17 protein-coding genes are annotated in these 16420 nt (G+C 65.7%); 8 read left to right on the top strand and 9 right to left on the bottom strand.

Annotated features, from left to right (window positions below):
- Positions 1–86: 86 nt before the first annotated feature.
- Positions 87–1016 carry a DMT family transporter gene (locus DN824_RS19180; protein ID WP_138409959.1) on the top strand — a complete coding sequence of 310 codons (930 nt, stop codon included), beginning with the start codon at positions 87–89 and terminating at the stop codon, positions 1014–1016.
- 24 nt (positions 1017–1040) lie between these two features.
- Here DN824_RS19180 and DN824_RS19175 read toward each other — a convergent pair whose 3' ends face one another.
- Entirely contained in the window at positions 1041–1583 is a 543-nt protein-coding gene (locus DN824_RS19175) for an ankyrin repeat domain-containing protein (RefSeq protein ID WP_174236541.1), read from the bottom strand.
- A gap of 103 nt (positions 1584–1686) precedes the next feature.
- Positions 1687–3072, bottom strand: a complete 1386-nt coding sequence (locus tag DN824_RS19170; RefSeq protein ID WP_138409958.1) for a cytochrome B6 — start codon at positions 3070–3072, stop codon at positions 1687–1689.
- Positions 3073–3365: 293 nt separating this feature from the next.
- Between DN824_RS19170 and DN824_RS19165 the strand changes: the two genes are divergently transcribed.
- Positions 3366–3578, top strand: coding sequence for a DUF3820 family protein (locus DN824_RS19165; RefSeq protein ID WP_138409957.1), 213 nt, complete (start codon positions 3366–3368; stop codon positions 3576–3578).
- A 4-nt stretch (positions 3579–3582) separates the two neighbouring features.
- Here DN824_RS19165 and DN824_RS19160 read toward each other — a convergent pair whose 3' ends face one another.
- Complete coding sequence (locus DN824_RS19160; RefSeq protein WP_138409956.1) at positions 3583–4113, bottom strand: hypothetical protein; 531 nt, start codon at positions 4111–4113, stop codon at positions 3583–3585.
- 99 nt (positions 4114–4212) lie between these two features.
- Here DN824_RS19160 and DN824_RS19155 point away from each other — a divergent pair, with 99 nt between their 5' ends.
- Positions 4213–5031 (top strand): TlpA family protein disulfide reductase, encoded by an 819-nt coding sequence (locus tag DN824_RS19155; RefSeq protein ID WP_138409955.1) that lies wholly within the window; start codon positions 4213–4215, stop codon positions 5029–5031.
- 157 nt (positions 5032–5188) lie between these two features.
- The gene (locus tag DN824_RS19150; RefSeq protein WP_138409954.1) at positions 5189–6310 is read left to right on the top strand and encodes a beta-ketoacyl-ACP synthase III; all 1122 of its coding nucleotides are present in this window, start codon (positions 5189–5191) and stop codon (positions 6308–6310) included.
- Positions 6311–6485: 175 nt separating this feature from the next.
- Here DN824_RS19150 and DN824_RS19145 read toward each other — a convergent pair whose 3' ends face one another.
- A complete protein-coding gene (locus tag DN824_RS19145) occupies positions 6486–7181 on the bottom strand; it encodes a DUF2057 family protein (RefSeq protein ID WP_138409953.1) in 696 nt (231 codons plus the stop codon).
- A gap of 157 nt (positions 7182–7338) precedes the next feature.
- Entirely contained in the window at positions 7339–8439 is a 1101-nt protein-coding gene (locus DN824_RS19140; protein ID WP_138409952.1) for a porin, read from the bottom strand.
- 384 nt (positions 8440–8823) lie between these two features.
- Here DN824_RS19140 and DN824_RS19135 point away from each other — a divergent pair, with 384 nt between their 5' ends.
- The gene (locus DN824_RS19135) at positions 8824–9954 is read left to right on the top strand and encodes a GNAT family N-acetyltransferase (RefSeq protein WP_138409951.1); all 1131 of its coding nucleotides are present in this window, start codon (positions 8824–8826) and stop codon (positions 9952–9954) included.
- Between the two features lie 114 nt (positions 9955–10068).
- Here the strand turns inward: DN824_RS19135 and DN824_RS19130 are convergent, their stop codons facing one another.
- From DN824_RS19130 to DN824_RS19120, 3 genes are read right to left on the bottom strand one after another with little or no spacing between them, the layout of a single operon-like run.
- Positions 10069–11901, bottom strand: coding sequence for an ABC transporter ATP-binding protein (locus DN824_RS19130; RefSeq protein ID WP_138409950.1), 1833 nt, complete (start codon positions 11899–11901; stop codon positions 10069–10071).
- A 47-nt stretch (positions 11902–11948) separates the two neighbouring features.
- Positions 11949–12503, bottom strand: a complete 555-nt coding sequence (locus DN824_RS19125) for a peptidylprolyl isomerase (protein ID WP_138409949.1) — start codon at positions 12501–12503, stop codon at positions 11949–11951.
- A gap of 29 nt (positions 12504–12532) precedes the next feature.
- Entirely contained in the window at positions 12533–13441 is a 909-nt protein-coding gene (locus tag DN824_RS19120) for a LysR family transcriptional regulator (RefSeq protein ID WP_138409948.1), read from the bottom strand.
- 71 nt (positions 13442–13512) lie between these two features.
- Here DN824_RS19120 and DN824_RS19115 point away from each other — a divergent pair, with 71 nt between their 5' ends.
- Together DN824_RS19115 and DN824_RS19110 are read left to right on the top strand one after the other, a co-directional pair.
- Positions 13513–13833 (top strand): 3-phosphoglycerate kinase, encoded by a 321-nt coding sequence (locus DN824_RS19115; protein ID WP_138409947.1) that lies wholly within the window; start codon positions 13513–13515, stop codon positions 13831–13833.
- Positions 13834–14008: 175 nt separating this feature from the next.
- On the top strand, positions 14009–15325 hold the full coding sequence (locus tag DN824_RS19110; protein ID WP_138409946.1) for a DEAD/DEAH box helicase: 1317 nt from the start codon (positions 14009–14011) through the stop codon (positions 15323–15325).
- 149 nt (positions 15326–15474) lie between these two features.
- Here the strand turns inward: DN824_RS19110 and DN824_RS19105 are convergent, their stop codons facing one another.
- Positions 15475–15756: a hypothetical protein gene (locus DN824_RS19105; RefSeq protein WP_138409945.1), complete on the bottom strand. Its 282-nt coding sequence runs from the start codon at positions 15754–15756 to the stop codon at positions 15475–15477.
- A gap of 167 nt (positions 15757–15923) precedes the next feature.
- Here DN824_RS19105 and DN824_RS19100 point away from each other — a divergent pair, with 167 nt between their 5' ends.
- Positions 15924–16319: a transcriptional regulator gene (locus DN824_RS19100; RefSeq protein ID WP_138409944.1), complete on the top strand. Its 396-nt coding sequence runs from the start codon at positions 15924–15926 to the stop codon at positions 16317–16319.
- Positions 16320–16420 lie beyond the last annotated feature (101 nt).

The raw sequence follows: 16420 nt of genomic DNA, 5'->3' as shown, positions 1-16420 counted from the left end.
GCCGCGTTCTTCACGCGTCATGGCGATCTCGACGAGGAGCCGGATAAGCCGGACTATATCCGCCCCGTTCAACGACAGTACTCGCCATGACCGCTGCCACCCCGCCGGCCGATCGCATCGCGCCGTCCCACCTGCCGATCTACTGCAAGCTCACCGCCGTGGCGCTGCTCTGGGGCGGCACCTTCATCGCCGGGCGGCTGCTGGCCGAGTCGCTGGCGCCCAGCGTGGCGGCCACCGGGCGTTTCGCCGTCGCCGTGCTTCTGCTGCTGGCGCTCACCTGGCGGGTCGAGGGCCGGATGCCGCGCCTGACGCTGGGACAGACGCTGACCACCTTCGCCCTCGGCGCGACCGGGGTGTTTCTCTACAACATCAGTTTCTTCGCGGCGTTGTCGCAGATGCCGGCCGGGCGCACGGCGCTGTTCGTCGCGCTCAATCCGATCGTCACCGCGCTGCTGCTGGCGGCACTCTTTCGCGAGCCGCTCGGGTTGCGCAAATGGGTCGGCATCCTGGTCGCCTTCTGCGGCGCGGCGATCGTCATCAGCCGCGGCGACCTGCTCGGCGCGGCACGGGACATCGGTTCGGCGGTGGGCAAGGGCGAACTCTTCATGCTCTGCGCGGTGACCAGCTGGGCCGCCTACACCCTGATCGGCCGCCATGCGCTGCGCGGGATGTCACCGCTGGTCACCACCACCTACGCGGCGCTCTGGGGGCTGCTGCTACTGGGCATCGGCGCGGTGTTCGATCCGGCGCCGCTGCAGCTCGGCAGCCTCGGCTGGCAACAGCTGGCGGCGATTTTCTACCTGGGCGCGGGCGGCACCGTGATCGGCTTCGTCTGGTATTACCAGGGCGTGCAGGCGATCGGCCCCGCGCGCACGGCGGTGTTCAACAACCTGGTGCCGGTCTTCGGCGTGTTGCTGGCCACGCTGTTGCTCGACGAGCCCCTGACGCTGGCGATGCTGGTCGGCGGCGTCCTGACCATCGGCGGGGTGATGCTGACCAATCGCGGCGCGCGCTGAGCCTGTCCCGCGCGGCGGGCGGCCTCAGCCGCGCGCGGCCAGGGCTTCGGCCAGCAGCCTCGGCGTATCCGCCGCGCCCATCGTCTGGGCGGCGGCCAGCGGGGTGACGCCGTTGATGTCGGCGGTCGCCGGGTTGGCGCCGTGGCTCAGCAGCAGCTGGACGATTCCGGTGCGGTTGAACATGGCGGCCATCATCAGGGCGGTCTTGCCGTCGGGGGAGGCGGCATTGACGTCCGCGCCGTGACGCACCAGCAGCTCGGCCATCGGCAGGTCGCCCTTGAAACCGGTGCCCGCCAGCGGCGACTGGCCGGCGTCGTTGACGATGTTCGGGTCGGCGCCGTGCTCGAGCAGCACGCGGACGGCGTCGAGATGGCCGTGGTAGCTGGCCAGCATCAGCAGCGTGTCGCCCTTCTGGTTGCGCAGGTTGGCGGGCAGGCCCTTGTCCAGCAGGCGCCCGAGCATCCCGGCGTCGCCCTTGCGGGCCACGTCGAAGACCTGGCTGGCGAATTCCTGCATTTCCTCTTCGCTCATCGACGACGCGGGGCCGCGGGTGATGTCGTCCGTCATGGTGGTTCCCTGTGGGCGGATGGAAAGGCTTTCTCGAGTCGATATGACCGCAATCAGCCGGCGCCGTGCGTTCCCGCGCACGGCGCCGGCCTCGGCGGATGTTTCAGAGGGTCCGCAGGAAGGCCACCAGGTCGGCCTTCTCCTGCTCGTCGAGGCGGCGCTGCAGCACCAGGTTGAAGAACTCCACGGTGTCTTCGAGGGTGAGCAGCCGGTCATCGTGCAGGTAGGGCGGCGAATCCTTGATGCCCCGCAGCGTAAAGGTCTTGATCGGCCCGTCGCCTATCGCCATGCGTCCGTTGATCTCCTGCGGCTTGAAGAAGCGCTCGGTCTTGAGGTTATGCATCAGGTGATCGGTGTAATAAGGCGGCACATGGCAGCCGGCGCAGGCGCCCTTGCCGTGGAACACCTGCTCGCCACGCAGCTCCTGCTCGGTCGCCCGGGCCGGGTCCAGCCGCCCTTCGAGGTTCAGCTTGGGGGCGGGCGGGAAGTCGAGCATGGCCTGGAATTCGCCCATGAAATGCACCTGGCTGCCGCGCTCGAGCACGTTGATGCCCTTTTTCGCCGCCATCACCGGATCGCCGTCGAAATAGGCGCCACGCTGCTCGAACTCGGTGAAGTCCTCCACGGTCTTGAGGGCGCGCTGCGAGCCGAAGATCTGCTGGATGTTCACGCCCCGCAGCGACGGCGTGTCGAGGCGGTGACGAAAGGCCTGGGGCCTGACGTCGCCGGCCAGGTGCGTCGCGGCATTGGTATGGCCGTTGGCATGGCAGTCCAGGCAGGCGACGCCGGTATGGGGATGTTCGCTGCGGCGGTCGTCGGTGGGGTTGAACTGCTGCTGGGTGAAGGGCGTGACCAGCAGTCGGAGGCCTTCGAGCTGTTTGGGATTGAGGATGCCGTTGAACAGCTCGAAGTAGTTGCGCAGGTTGACCAGCTTGCCCTGGGAGACGTCGCCCAGGTCCGGCCGGGTGGTCAGGTAGATCGGCGCCGGAAACTCCGGCAGCAGGTGGTCGGGCAGGTCGAAGTCCAGGTCGAAGCGGGTCAGGTCGCGCTGCTCGATGCGATTGACCTCGTCGATCTGAAACTGCGGGAAGACCATCCCGCCTTCGGTGTGGTTGGGATGCGGCAGGGGCAGGAAACCGGCCGGGAACAGATTGCGTTCACGGATTTCGTCGGGGCTCAGGGCGGCGAGCTGTTCCCAGCTGGTGTCGGCCGGCAGCCGGACCCGCACGCCGCCCTGGACCGGCTTGCCCTTGCTCATCGTCACGCCCTCGGCCGGCCTGTCGGCCAGGTCGTAGCGCTGCTCGAGCAGTGCCCGGTGCTTTTCCATGATGCCGGGCTTGGCTTCGGACATCCGCTTCATGATCACGTCGAAGGGTTCGGTGATCACCACGGGCGAATAGCTGGTGGGCGGGGCGTCCGCCGCGAAGGCGGTTGCCGCCCCGAGCAGCAGGCCCAGCGTGGCCGCTTGGCGGGCAAGGGGATGGGTCATTGTTGTTCTCCTGTTGGATGGGCTCCTCATCGAGCCGTACCAGCAGGCCTAGCCAAGCCCTGGGCGTTGCGAAAATAGCCTTACTCTATGAAGGTGATTGAGCGAGTCAACCAACGGAGCGCCCCGAACCGTCAAGCCACGGCCGTAGCGGCCTCGGGAGAATCGGGCGCGGCGGCTTATGTCTTTTCTCCCCGATCTGGGAAAGACTTACGCAGAATCGACCTAACCCCTGGCGCTTCAGCCAGGGTGGCTGCTGTGGCAGTATCGCCGGCCACCGACCGACACGCTGTGCCATGAAACCCGAAGACCTCGAACGCCTGGTAACCCAGACGATGCCCTACGGCAAATACAAGGGGCGGATCATTGCCGATCTGCCCGGCAACTACCTCAACTGGTTCGCCCGCGAGGGCTTCCCGCCCGGCGACATCGGCCGGCTGCTGCAGCTGATGCAGGAGATCGACCACAACGGCCTGTCGGGCCTGCTCGATCCCCTGCGCCGGCGCTGAGGCGTCATTCGTCGCCGGCGTCGCGCAGCGCCTCGTAGGACGGCGCGGCATAGATGCCCACCTCGACCGCCAGCGCCATCATCCGCTCCAGGTCGCTGCGGTAGACCAGCACCGCCTGCAGCGCGTCGTCCAGCGGCTCGCTGAAATCCACCAGCACGTACCCGCCTTTCTCCGGGTAGAGGCTGCCCAGCTGCACCTGGATGCGGTTGAGCGCCACCAGCGGCTCGGTCTTGGCCAACTGCTTGGGCTTGAGCACGAAGTTCACCTGCGGGCCGAACGAGGCGACGATCTGGGCGAACAGCTCTTCGTAGCTGTCGGCCTGGAACAGCACGGTGTCTGGCAGGCTGCCGACCACCACCCACTCGCCCAGCGGGATCGGGAAGCTGTCGTCGTAGTTGATGTCCGGGTTGGCCTGCAGGAAGGCCTGCGGGTCGGCGTAGGCCTGGGCGGCTTCGTCGGCGATCTGGCGGATCTGGGCGTCGCTCAGGCAACCCGAGCTTATCTGGGTGATGAGTTCGACGAGCGGGGCGTTCATGGGGATGTCCTGGTGGGCCTGAGGGGTGCGCAGGATACCCCAGGCAGGTCGGCGATCCACCTGTGCGAACATGGCCGCTTCGCCCGGATCGGATCACCCATGCTGACGCTCTCTCTCGGACCCCTGACGTTTTCCCTGGCCCACCTGATCCTGCTCGGCAGCCTGGCACTGGCGGTGCTGGTCGGCTGGTGGCTCGGTCGCGGGCAGGGGATCAATCCCGAAGCGCTGCTGTTTCGCCTGTTGCTGCTGGCGTTGCTGGTGGCGCGGCTCGCGTTCGTCGCGCGGTACGCCGGGCATTTCGCAGAGCAACCCTGGCGGGTACTGGACATCCGCGACGGGGGCTTCATCGCCTGGCCAGGCCTCGTCGCGGCAGCGCTCTATGCCGGCTGGCGGCTGTGGCGGGACCGGCCGCTGCGCAAGCCGGCGGGCGTCGCGCTGGCGGTCGGCGTCGGCGCCTGGATGATCGCCTCCTTCGCCTGGCAGAGCTTCGAGCAGCAGACGCGCCTGCCGTCGCTGACCCTTCATACCGCCAGTGGCGAGGCGGTCGAACTCGAACGCTTCATCGGCCAGCCGCTGGTGATCAACCTCTGGGCCACCTGGTGTCCGCCCTGCCGGCGGGAAATGCCGGTGTTCGCCGAGGCGCAGCAGCGCCTGCCGCAGGTGACCTTCCTGTTCGTCAACCAGGGCGAGGGGCCCGCCGTGACCCAGGGCTATCTCGCCGACCAGGGCCTGGCGCTGGACAACCTGCTGCTCGACCCCGCCGGGGAGCTGGGGCGGAGGGTCGGGTCCCGGGCCTTGCCGACCACGCTGTTCTACGATGCCGAGGGTCGCCAGCGCGGCAGCCATCTGGGCGAGCTGTCCGAGGCCAGCCTCTCCCGCGCGCTGGAACGGTTGCAGGGCGTTGAAAGACGGAACTGATTGACACCATTGAGCGCGAGCACTGGGGAAATTGTTACGTTTTGGTGCACAATAGCCGCCATCAACGAGGTACAGGAAAACGACCCGGACCGGCCACCCGCCGGTCGTTGCGTTTCCGGGTGCCGACAACGATCCGCCTTATCGAAGAGGAACGACTGTGTTCAACGTCGTCATCAGTGGCACCGGGCTCTATACCCCCCCTCACAGCATCAGCAACGAAGAGCTGGTCGAGTCGTTCAATACCTACGTGCACCGCTTCAACAGCGAACACGCCGCCGCCATCGAGGCCGGTGAAATCCAGCCGCTGGCCGAATCCAGCGTCGCCTTCATCGAGAAGGCCTCGGGCATCAAGAGCCGCTACGTGACCGACAAGGACGGCATCCTCGACCCGCAGCGCATGGTGCCGCGCATCCCCGAACGCACCAACGATCAGTGGTCGATCCTGTGCGAGATGTCGGTCAAGGCCGCCGAGCAAGCGCTGGCGCGTGCCGGCAAGACGGCCGCCGACATCGACGGCGTCATCGTCGCCTGCTCCAACCTGCAGCGCGCCTATCCCGCGGTGGCGATCGAAGTGCAGGCGGCGCTCGGTATCTCCGGCTTCGGCTTCGACATGAACGTGGCCTGCTCGTCGGCCACCTTCGGCATCCAGAACGCGGTCAACGCGGTCCAGCTGGGGCAGGCGCGGGCTATCCTGATGGTCAACCCGGAAATCTGCACCGGTCACATGAACTTCCGTGACCGCGACAGCCACTTCATCTTCGGCGACGCCTGCACCGCCGTGGTGATCGAGCGCGCCGACCTCGCCACCTCGCCCTACCAGTGGGAAGTGGTCAGCACCAAGCTGCTCACCGAGTTCTCCAACAACATCCGCAACAACTTCGGCTTCCTCAACCGCACCGCCGAGGAATACATGACCAACCCGGACAAGCTGTTCGTCCAGGAAGGGCGCAAGGTGTTCAAGGAAGTCTGTCCGATGGTCGCCGACCTCATTGGCCAGCACCTGCAGGAAAACGGCCTGGATGCCAGCCAGGTCAAGCGCTTCTGGCTGCACCAGGCCAACCTCAACATGAACCTGCTGATCGCCCGCAAGCTGCTCGGTCGCGATGCCGAGCCCGACGAGGCGCCGGTCATTCTCGACAGCTACGCCAACACCAGCTCGGCCGGCTCGGTGATCGCCTTCCACAAGCACCAGGACGACCTGCCGGCCGGCAGCCTCGGCGTGCTGAGTTCGTTCGGCGCCGGTTACTCGATCGGCAGCGTGATCCTGCGCAAGCGCTGAGTGCCCAGGCGGCGCTCGTGGCGATTGCCGGATCGGTGCTGAGCGGCGATATGATCCTGAGCGCGCAGTGTGTTGAGGCTTTCGACGGGTAACGGTCTTGCCAGAGAGACCCTGGACTGACCGTGTTTCGCTTTGAGAGCGGGCTGCTACGCGCGGCAGCAGCCCTGTTGGGTGCTTACTGTTGAGCCCAGTTCAGGAAGGCCTTGCGACTTTCCGGGGTCAGCAGATTCCACATTTGTTGCAGGGTGGTCAGGGTGGCATCGCTGTGCGGCAGCGCAGCGGTCTGGGCCGGTGCCGGATTCAGCGCTACCGGCGGGGTCGCGGCAGCAGGCGCCGTACCCAGTGGCGCAACGCTGGCGGCCTGGGGAGCGACTTCACTGGAGCCCATCATGACGCTGAAGGCCGAGACGTTACGGTTGCCGGCCTGCGCTTGCTTCCGTTCGCCGGTGCGGGTGTTCACGGCCCAGGCGGGAAATTCATCCTCGAACTTCTTTGCTTCGGCCAGGTTGGCCGGGCGGTCGAATTCCAGGCGCCACAGCTCGCCGGCCTTGCCGTCGATGTTGAAGATGGCGGTGCGGCCGCGAACCACTTCATGGCTCATGCCGCCCGCGACGTCGAACCCGTTCTTGTAGAAGGCTTGAACCTGATAGGCGCCCGGCTGCAGGAGCAGTTGCTTGTCGTCCAGGCCGAACGAGGCGTTGGCGGTGGAGTAGGGCTGGCCATTGATCGTGCGAATTTCCAACTCGCTCGGAACCACTAGCGTCAGCACTTCGCTCTGCGGCTGCGGCGCGCCGGAATACAGTTGGACTTTGGGTTGCTGGGCGCAGGCGGCCAGCAGGCCGGCCATGGCGATAACGAACAAGCGGCGCATGAAAACTCCTAGGTGCGAAGGGCCCCGCCGAAGTTCGGCGGTTTGGGTCGGTTACAGTCCGGAAACAAGAATAAGACGGGTAGGTGTCGATTAAATGACAAACCGGGCTGTCCCTTGGGGAGCAGCCCGGTTTGTTTTACATCCGATCCTTGACGGATCAGAAGTCGTAGCGCAGACCTACGGTGAAGCCAGCCGCTTTCTCACCCAGCGCATGGTTCACGCCGTTGGCATCGATCGACTGGTTGCTCGGGGTGGCGGTACGGGACTGCATCCACGGGGAGTAGGCAACGTTGTCGTCGTTGTCGACTACGGCGTAGTTGGCGTAGACGCGCACGGCCTTGTCCAGCTTGTGCTCGACACCGATGACCCACATGTCGGCATCGGCGCTCTTGGCGTCGCTGTCGTGAGTCATCCAGGTGGCTTTCAGTGCGGTGTTCTTGGCAATCGCCAGTTCGCCGCCCAGGCCGTAGACGTTGAAGGTGCCGGAGTCGCGAGCGGCACTGGTGGTATCGCTGTAGCCGGTGTAGTCGGTAGTCTGGTAGAAGCCGACCAGCTTGAAGGCATCGGTGAGCTTGTAGGCGGCAGCGGCGCGAATGGAATCGGCCTCGCCACGCAGGGTGTCTTCTTCTACCTGCTCATAGGCCAGGGTGGCTTCCAGCGGGCCACCGATATAGTTCAGCGACGCGCTGAAGGCATCGCTGTCTTCGTTGTTGCTGGTGGTGTCGGTGATGTTGAGCGACTGGCCCTTGTACATCGAGTAGGCCACCCGGGCGTTGAAGCCGTTGAAGGTCGGCGTGGTGTACTGGATGGTGTTGTCATAACGCTCGTCGAGGCGGCCGTTGGTGACGCGGGCCAGGTTGTTCATGTCGCCGACCTGATCACCGAACAGGTTGAACGGGCCACGGGCTACCTTGAACGGGCTGTCGAAGCGGCCGATCTGCACGGCGCCGAAGTTGCCGCCCAGGCCGACGAAGGTGTCACGGGTGGCGAAGTCGGTACCGCCGCTCGAGGCGCCGGTGGTGAAGTTGATCTGCTGTTCGATCTGGAAGAAGGCTTTCAGATCAGGGTTGATGTCATGGTTGCCTTTGAAGCCCAGGCGCGAGGAGTTGCTCGACAGGTTGGTTTCAGAGTAGTCGGCGCCATCATCGAGGTAGTCCACCGATACGTGTGCACGGCCATAGATACTTACATCGGCCAGTGCTACAGCCGGGATCGACAGCGCAGAGCCAACAGCAATCGCAATCAACTTCTTCTTCATCGAAAAACTCCTTCGTTTATGAAACGCCGCCCTGCGAATGCCATGACGTCGTTGTGTGAACGGAGGCGATTATGGAAATGCGATATGACAGAAGGCTTTCTGCCATATGACATTTTAGAGTTATAGGAACTTTTTCAAAAACAAGTATTTAGGACGAGTTAAGGGCGCGCTCGGAGGGGGTTGTAAATAATAAAGGCGTAAAGAGGCCGCGCGACCTTATCGATGAAATGTTAAGTTTTGGAGAATGAAGGCAAGTTGAATTAGAGAAACTTCGACTGCGTCATGGTTTACAGTTATTTGGGCAGGATCTGCTTCCATCAACAGGTGTAAAACGGAAAAAGAACCGTTCCTTTTTGAAAAGAATTCTCGTGCCGGAGTTTTGTCGTGACCGTGCTTCTCGCCGATTCCCTGCATCTTGTACCGGCGGCTCGCTGGGATGCGCTATTGCCCGTGGCGCAGCCATTTCTGCGCCATGCTTTCCTCAGCGCGCTGGAAGACGCTGGCTGCGTGGGCGGCCACAGTGGCTGGCAGCCAGCGCACCGTTTGTGGCTGGATGAGCGTGGCGATCTGCTTGCCGCCATCCCGGCCTACCTGAAGCGACACTCCTACGGCGAATTCGTATTCGATCACGGCTGGGCCGATGCCTGCCGTCGCGCTGGCATCGCCTATTACCCCAAGCTGCTGGCTGCCATTCCCTTCTCGCCCGTCTGCGGGCCGCGCCTGCTCGGTGACCCGCAGGCCGCTGCGTCCTTGCTCGACGCGCTACAGTCGGGCCTGGAGCAGGAGGGGTTGTCGAGTCTGCACATCAATTTCACCAGCCCTGCCTGTGACGAGCGGATGGGCGCTCGCTCGGGCTGGCTCGAACGCATCGGCTGCCAGTTCCACTGGCACAACCGCGGTTACCGCGACTTCCAGGACTTTCTCGATGCGCTCGCCTCGCGCAAGCGCAAGCAACTGCGCAAGGAGCGCGAGCAGGTGGCGGGGCAGGGGATCGGTTTCGACTGGCGCGAGGGGCACCAGCTCAGCGAGCGTGAATGGGATTTCGTCTATGCCTGCTACGCCAACACCTACGAGGTTCGTGGCCAGGCCCCGTACCTGACGCGGGCATTCTTCAGCCTGCTGGCCGAACGGATGCCCGAGGCCATTCGCGTGGTGCTGGCGGTGCAGAGCGGCCGGCCGGTGGCCATGGCGTTCTGCCTGACCGACGGACACAGCCTCTATGGGCGCTACTGGGGATGCCTGGCGGAATTCGACCGGCTGCACTTCGAGACCTGCTTCTACCAGGGCATCGACCAGGCCATCGCCATGGGCCTGCAGCGCTTCGACGCGGGCGCTCAGGGCGAGCACAAGCTGATCCGCGGATTCGAGCCGGTGATCACCCGCTCCTGGCACTACCTGCGGCACCCGGGACTGCGCGCCGCGGTCGCCGACTTTCTCGAACAGGAGCGCGCAGGGGTGCTGCGCTACGCCGAAGCCGCCCGCCAGGCCTTGCCGTATCGCCAGGGCGATTCGTAGCGCGGTGGGGGGCTCAGGCGCCGGTTCGTCGTGGAAGCGGCCGAAGGCGCCGAGTCTCGACCGCTATAGGGTGCGGCGCCGTTCGCGCTCAGGACCGCTCCCAAGCGGAGGCCCTTATTCCACCCCGACGAAGCCGCCGGTCTGGTGTTGCCAGAGCCGCGCGTAGAGGCCGTTGCGCTCCAGCAGTTCGGCATGGGTGCCGGTTTCGACGATGCGCCCGCGATCGATCACCACCAGGCGGTCCATCCGCGCGATGGTCGACAGCCGGTGGGCGATGGCGATCACCGTCTTGCCTTCCATCAGCGTCTCCAGGCTGTCCTGGATGGCGGCCTCGACCTCCGAGTCCAGCGCCGAGGTCGCTTCGTCGAGGACCAGTATCGGCGCGTTCTTGAGCAGCACGCGGGCGATGGCGATGCGCTGGCGCTGGCCGCCGGAGAGCTTGACGCCGCGCTCGCCGACGTAGGCGTCCAGGCCGGTGCGGCCGGCGTCGTCGCTGAGTTCGGGAATGAAGCTGTCGGCTCGTGCGCCGCGGATGGCTTTGAGCAGGTCCTCGTCGCTGGCGTCGGGCTTGCCGTAGCGCAGGTTGTCGCGGATCGAGCGGTGCAACAGGGCGGTGTCCTGGGTCACCACGCCGATCTGCGCGCGCAGGCTTTCCTGGGTTACCCGGGCGATGTCCTGGTCGTCGATGAGGATGCGGCCGCTCTCCAGGTCGTACAGGCGCAGGAGCAGGTTGATCAGGGTGGACTTGCCGGCGCCGGACGGGCCGACCAGGCCGATCTTCTCGCCGGGGCGTATCTGCAGGTCGAGGCCGGCGATGACGCCTTCCGCCTTGCCGTAGTGGAAGTGGATGTTGTCGAAGCGGATGCCGCCTTCGCGGACCTGCAGGGGCGCGGCGTCGGGGCGGTCGGCGAGCTGTTGCGGCTGGACGATGGTGCGCATGCCGTCCTGCACGGTGCCGACGTTCTCGAAGATGCTGTTGACCACCCACATGACCCACTCGGACATGTTGTTGATGCGGATCACCAGACCGGCCGCCAGGGCGATCGCGCCGGGCGTGATCTCGCCGATGCTCCACAGCCACAGGGCCAGTCCGACGGTGCCGGCGATCAGCAGGCCGTTCATGCAGATGATCGAGAAGTCCATCGCGGTGATGATGCGCGACTGCCAGCGGAAGCGCTGAACCAGGTCCTGCATCGCCGAATGGGCGTAGCGCTCCTCATGCTGGGAATGGGCGAACAGCTTGAGGGTGAGGATGTTGGTGTAGCCGTCGACCACCCGGCCCATCACCCTGGAGCGTCCTTCGGACGCGTCCGCCGAACGACGGCGCACCCGCGGCACGAAATAGCACAGCGCGGCGATGTAGCCGACTATCCAGAGGGTCAGCGGGATGACCAGGCGGATGTCGGCCTGGGCGAACAGCACCAGGGCGCTGCCGGCATAGATGATCACGTGCCACAGCGAGTCGACCACCTGGACCGCCGACTCGCGCAGCGCCGGGCCGGTCTGCATGACGCGCTGGGCGATGCGCCCGGAGAAATCGTTGTGGAAGAACCCCAGGCTCTGGCGCAGCACGTAGCGGTGGTTCTGCCAGCGGATCAGGTTGGTCAGGCTCGGCGACAGCGACTGGTGGACCAGCAGGTCATGCAGGCCGAAGAACAGCGGGCGCAGCAGCAGGGCGACCACGGCCATCCAGATCAGCTGGTTGGCGTTCTGCTCGAAGAATTCGGCGCTGGGCGTGGCCTGCACCATGTCGATCAGCTGCCCGATGAAGCTGAACAGCGCCACCTCGATGAGGGTGACGAAGAAACCGACCGTCAGCAGCGCGACGAGCAGCGGCCAGACCTGCATCAGGTAATGCAGGTAGAACCGGAATATGCCGTGGGGCGGCAGGGTGGCGGGGGCTTCCTTGAACGGGTCTATCAGGTTTTCGAAACGACGGAACAGCATTCAGGCCTCGCTGGAGAAGGGCGGGCGCAGGGCCCGCCCCGCGGAAACTACAGGCGTTTGGCGGAGATGATCCTGACCGGCTCGCGCGGTACGTCCTGCATCATGCCCTTGCGCCCGGTGGGCACCTGGGCGATCTGGTCGACGACGTCCATGCCGCGTACCACCTTGCCGAACACGGCATAGCCGAAATCGCGCGAGCCGTGGTCGAGGAAGGCATTGTCGCGATGGTTGATGAAGAACTGGCTGGTGGCCGAATCCTTCGCCTGGGTGCGCGCCATCGCCAGGGTGCCGCGCACGTTGTGCAGGCCGTTGTCGGCCTCGTTCTTGATCGCGGCCTGGGTGTCCTTCTGGCGCATGTCTTCGGTGAAGCCGCCGCCCTGGATCATGAAGCCGGAGATCACCCGGTGGAAGATGGTGTTGTCGTAGAACCCGCTGTCCACATAGGCGAGGAAGTTCTGCACGCTGACCGGCGCCTTGTCCGCCTCGAGTTCGATCTCGATTTCGCCGAGGCTGGTGTTGAGCAGCACCTGAGGCTTGTCGGCGGCCAGCAGCTGGCCGGTCAGCAGAAGGGTGGAGGCAGCAAGTAGCAATCGTTTGAACATGGATGAATTTCCCTGCGTTGGTACGTCGATCAACCCGCGAAGGCCGCGAGCGGTTCGGCATCGTACGTCTTGATCAGTTCGATGAGAATCTGCGTGGCCGGACCGAGGGTCTTGTCCTTGTTGGTGTAGAGGTAGAACAAGGGCCGGCGCACGCCGCCCTGCACCAGCGGCAGCGGCTTGAGCACGCCTTCGGCCAGTTCGCGTTCGATCATGTGCCGTGGCAGCCAGGCGAAGCCCAGGCCGTTGCGGACGAAGGCCACCGAGGTGGCCAGGCTGCCGACCGTCCAGCGCTGCTCGGCGCCCAGCCAGCCGCTGTCGCGTGGCTGGCGATGGCCCGAATCGCGCACCACGATCTGCATCTGGGTTTGCAGGTCCTGCACGCTGAGCTTGCGCTGCAACTGGTGCAGCGGGTGCTGGGCCTGGGCCACGGCGACGAATTCGACCGTGCTCAGTTCGCTGCCGAGGTAGCCGGTGATGTCCAGTGCGCTGACGGCCAGGTCCGCATGGCCCTCCTTGAGCACCTCCTCGGCGCCGGACAGCACTTCTTCGCGCAGCAGGACCCGGCAGCCGCGGCTTTTCGGGATGAAGGCGGTCAGGGCGCGGATCAGTTTCTGGTTGGGGTAGGCGGCGTCCACCACCAGGCGCACTTCGGCTTCCCACCCCTGTTCCATGTGATGGGCCAGCTCTTCCAGCTGGCCGGCCTGGGTGAGCAACTGGCGCGAGCGGCGCAGCAGTACCGCGCCGGCGTCGGTGAGCACCGCCTTGCGCCCGTCGATGCGCAACAGTGGCACGCCGAGCTGCTCCTGCATGCGCGCCACGGTGTAGCTCACCGACGACTGCGAGCGGTGCAGCACCTCGGCCGCCTGGGCGAAACCGCCGTGGTCGATGACCGCCTGCAGGGTGCGCCACTGGTCGAGGGTCACGCGGGGGGCTTTCATTGCCTGTTTCCTTCTGCTGCGCCATGGGCGGTCTGATACGCTCGGGTCCGCCCCGTAGGAGATTGCCAAAAATGAAAAGACTCTGCTGCGTGCTTCTTGCCGTGCTGCCCGTTGCCGGCCTTGCCGCGACCTATCCGATCGAAGTCGAACAGAAACTCAACGATACCGAGATCTCGGTGACGCCCCAGGCCATCGACCGGGACATGTCCGCCTTGCTGCTCTACAACTACGGGCCGACGCCGGTCAGCTGCACCGCCGTGTTTCGCAACGGCCCCGAGTCGCCACGTACCCGCCGGGCGGTGATCGCGGCCGGCGCGCAAGTGCCGATGACGGTCAAGTTCAAGCGCGATGTCATCCGCCTGCGCGCGACCCTGACCTGCGAGCCGCAGTGAGCGCGCCTCTGCCCGATAGCGGCACGAAGGGTTCGCGGGCCAAGCCCGGAGCCGGCGGCCAAGCTTAGCCGTCCCGGCGCTCAGCGAACATGGGCCGCCCTGCGGATGCGGCGTGCGGCGGCGTAACCGGGTAACCTATGCAGCCGTTTTTCCCGTCTTCGCCCGAGGTGTCGCCTTGTTCTCCCAATTCGCCCTGCACGAACGCCTGCTCAAGGCGGTCGCCGAACTCAACTTCGTCGAGCCCACGCCCGTGCAGGTGGCGGCCATCCCCCCGGCGCTCGAAGGACGCGACCTGCGCGTGACGGCGCAGACCGGCAGCGGCAAGACCGCCGCCTTCGTGCTGCCGATGCTCAACCGCCTGATCCGCGACGCCCAGCCGCGCACCGACGTGCGCGCGCTGATCCTGCTGCCGACCCGCGAGCTGGCGCAGCAGACCCTCAAGGAAGTCGAGCGCTTCGCCCAGTTCACCTTCATCAAGGGCGGCATCGTCACCGGTGGGGAAGATTTCAAGGTCCAGGCCGCGATGCTGCGCAAGTGCCCGGACATCCTGATCGGCACCCCCGGCCGGCTGATCGAACACCTCAACGCCGGCAACCTGGTGCTCAAGGACGTCGAGCTGCTGGTGCTAGACGAGGCCGACCGGATGCTCGACATGGGCTTCGCCGAGGACGTGCAGCGCCTGGTCGGCGAGTGCGGCAAGCGCGAGCAGACCCTGCTGTTCTCCGCCACCACCGGCGGCGCGGCGCTGCGCGAGATGGCGGCGCAGGTGCTCGATGACCCGCTGCACCTGCAGCTCAACCGCGTCAGCGAGCTGAACGAGAACATCCGCCAGCAGATCATCACCGCCGACGACCCGGCGCATAAGGAAAAGCTGGTGCACTGGCTGCTGGCCAACGAGCCGTTCCAGAAGGCGATCATCTTCACCAACACCCGCGCCCAGGCCGACCGGCTCTACGGCCACCTGGTCGCCGGCGAGATGAAGGTCTTCGTGCTGCACGGCGAGAAGGACCAGAAGGACCGCAAGCTCGCCATCGATCGCCTCAAGCAGGGCGGGGTGAAGGTGCTGGTGGCGACCGACGTCGCCGCCCGCGGCCTGGACATCGATGGGCTGGACCTGGTCATCAACTTCGACATGCCGCGCTCCGGCGACGAGTACGTGCACCGCATCGGCCGCACCGGCCGTGCCGGCGGCGATGGCCTGGCGATCTCGCTGATCTGCCACAACGACTGGAACCTGATGTCCAGCATCGAGCGCTACCTCAAGCAGCGCTTCGAGCGTCGCGTGATCAAGGGACTCAAGGGCACCTACCAGGGGCCGAAGAACCTCAAGGCGTCAGGCAAGGCCGCCGGCACCAAGAAGAAAAAGATCGAGAAGAAAACCGCCGACAAGAAGGCCAAGCCCGCCGCGCGCAAGCCCAAGCGCGAGGCCCCGTCGAAGGTCGTCAGCCAGGACGGCCTGGCGCCGCTCAAGCGTAAGAAGCCGGCGGAATAAGCGTTCGGGAGTAGCCCCTTCGCGGTCAAGACTGGGCGTCCCCGACCGCTCCCGCGGGAGGTGGGGCTGCGAGGGTGGTCTGTCAGGCCAGCGCCTCACGCTGGCCGCTCGGGCGCGCAGCCCATTCACGTCGGTGCCGCCGGGTAGGATCAGCTGGCCGGGATGTCGGCTTTGTCTTCGGCCTTTTCCAGGTCGCGCATGCGCTGGTCGTAGGCTTCGCATTCGTTGCCCAGCTCGTTGGCGGAGCGCTTGAGCTGGAGGTCTCGGATTTCGGCGTTGATCTTGGCGGCGCGCTCGGGGTCGCTCTTGGTCAGTTCGTTGACCCTTTTGCCCAGTTCCTGAGCCTTGGCGTTGGCTTCGTCGGTGGTGCAGGCGAATGCCGCGGGGCTGGCCAGCAAGGCTGCGGTAAGCGAAATGATCAGGGATTTCATGGCGTAACTCCTCGCAGGACGTCTTGAACGGTGGATCGTCGATCCGCCGGTTAAGTTCAGCGCGCCCACCCCCCGACGGACGATCGAACCTAGCGGTGAGCCTCAGGGTCACTATGCATGTACGCCGTGCCTGCGGTGCGGCCGCCACCGGCAAAAGGAGAGACGTGATGAGCTACAACTGGGATCTGATCCTGCGCCTGCTGCACGAGGTGCAGACGTCGGCCAACGACACCTTCAAGCCGCGCCGTTATGCCGAAGAGCACGCCCAGGCGATGGAGGCGGCCGGCCAGCCGTTGCCGAACCTCGATCACTTGCGCGCCGAAGCCTCCGATTACGAAAGCCTGCTCTTCGAGGGCAAGTTCATCGCCGCACGGCCGACCGATGAGGGCGGCACCGGCGAGAATTTCGTGCTCACCGAGCGCGGCGCCCAGCTGCTGCGCCTGCTCGAGGCGGGCGCGCCCGCCAGCGACGGTTTTCGCCGGCAGCTCGACGAAAAGGGCGAGGCCGCGCTGGTCCCCGAGGTGTTCGACGATATCGCCGCCAGGGCCGCGGCCGGCAACTGATCGGGTCGGTCTGGCAAGCGGGTCGCGGGTTCGGGTGGTGGATCGGTAAAGCGTGATCCACCCTACGCGCTGACCGGGCCGGTCTGGCAAACGGGTTGCGG

This window comes from Stutzerimonas nosocomialis (genome assembly GCF_005876855.1).
In the GTDB taxonomy this organism is placed as follows: domain Bacteria; phylum Pseudomonadota; class Gammaproteobacteria; order Pseudomonadales; family Pseudomonadaceae; genus Stutzerimonas; species Stutzerimonas nosocomialis.
The sequence above is the reverse complement of the archived record's forward strand: the minus strand, read 5'-3'. Positions and strand labels throughout refer to the sequence as shown.

What these genes read in the sequence shown, in the direction of transcription:
- DN824_RS19180 (WP_138409959.1), top strand. Translation starts at nt 87, where the DNA reads ATGACCGCTGCCACCCCGCCGGCCGATCGCATCGCGCCGTCCCACCTG.
- DN824_RS19175 (WP_174236541.1), bottom strand. Translation starts at nt 1,583, where the DNA reads ATGACGGACGACATCACCCGCGGCCCCGCGTCGTCGATGAGCGAAGAG.
- DN824_RS19170 (WP_138409958.1), bottom strand. Translation starts at nt 3,072, where the DNA reads ATGACCCATCCCCTTGCCCGCCAAGCGGCCACGCTGGGCCTGCTGCTC.
- DN824_RS19165 (WP_138409957.1), top strand. Translation starts at nt 3,366, where the DNA reads ATGAAACCCGAAGACCTCGAACGCCTGGTAACCCAGACGATGCCCTAC.
- DN824_RS19160 (WP_138409956.1), bottom strand. Translation starts at nt 4,113, where the DNA reads ATGAACGCCCCGCTCGTCGAACTCATCACCCAGATAAGCTCGGGTTGC.
- DN824_RS19155 (WP_138409955.1), top strand. Translation starts at nt 4,213, where the DNA reads ATGCTGACGCTCTCTCTCGGACCCCTGACGTTTTCCCTGGCCCACCTG.
- DN824_RS19145 (WP_138409953.1), bottom strand. Translation starts at nt 7,181, where the DNA reads ATGCGCCGCTTGTTCGTTATCGCCATGGCCGGCCTGCTGGCCGCCTGC.
- DN824_RS19140 (WP_138409952.1), bottom strand. Translation starts at nt 8,439, where the DNA reads ATGAAGAAGAAGTTGATTGCGATTGCTGTTGGCTCTGCGCTGTCGATC.
- DN824_RS19130 (WP_138409950.1), bottom strand. Translation starts at nt 11,901, where the DNA reads ATGCTGTTCCGTCGTTTCGAAAACCTGATAGACCCGTTCAAGGAAGCC.
- DN824_RS19125 (WP_138409949.1), bottom strand. Translation starts at nt 12,503, where the DNA reads ATGTTCAAACGATTGCTACTTGCTGCCTCCACCCTTCTGCTGACCGGC.
- DN824_RS19120 (WP_138409948.1), bottom strand. Translation starts at nt 13,441, where the DNA reads ATGAAAGCCCCCCGCGTGACCCTCGACCAGTGGCGCACCCTGCAGGCG.
- DN824_RS19115 (WP_138409947.1), top strand. Translation starts at nt 13,513, where the DNA reads ATGAAAAGACTCTGCTGCGTGCTTCTTGCCGTGCTGCCCGTTGCCGGC.
- DN824_RS19105 (WP_138409945.1), bottom strand. Translation starts at nt 15,756, where the DNA reads ATGAAATCCCTGATCATTTCGCTTACCGCAGCCTTGCTGGCCAGCCCC.
- DN824_RS19100 (WP_138409944.1), top strand. Translation starts at nt 15,924, where the DNA reads ATGAGCTACAACTGGGATCTGATCCTGCGCCTGCTGCACGAGGTGCAG.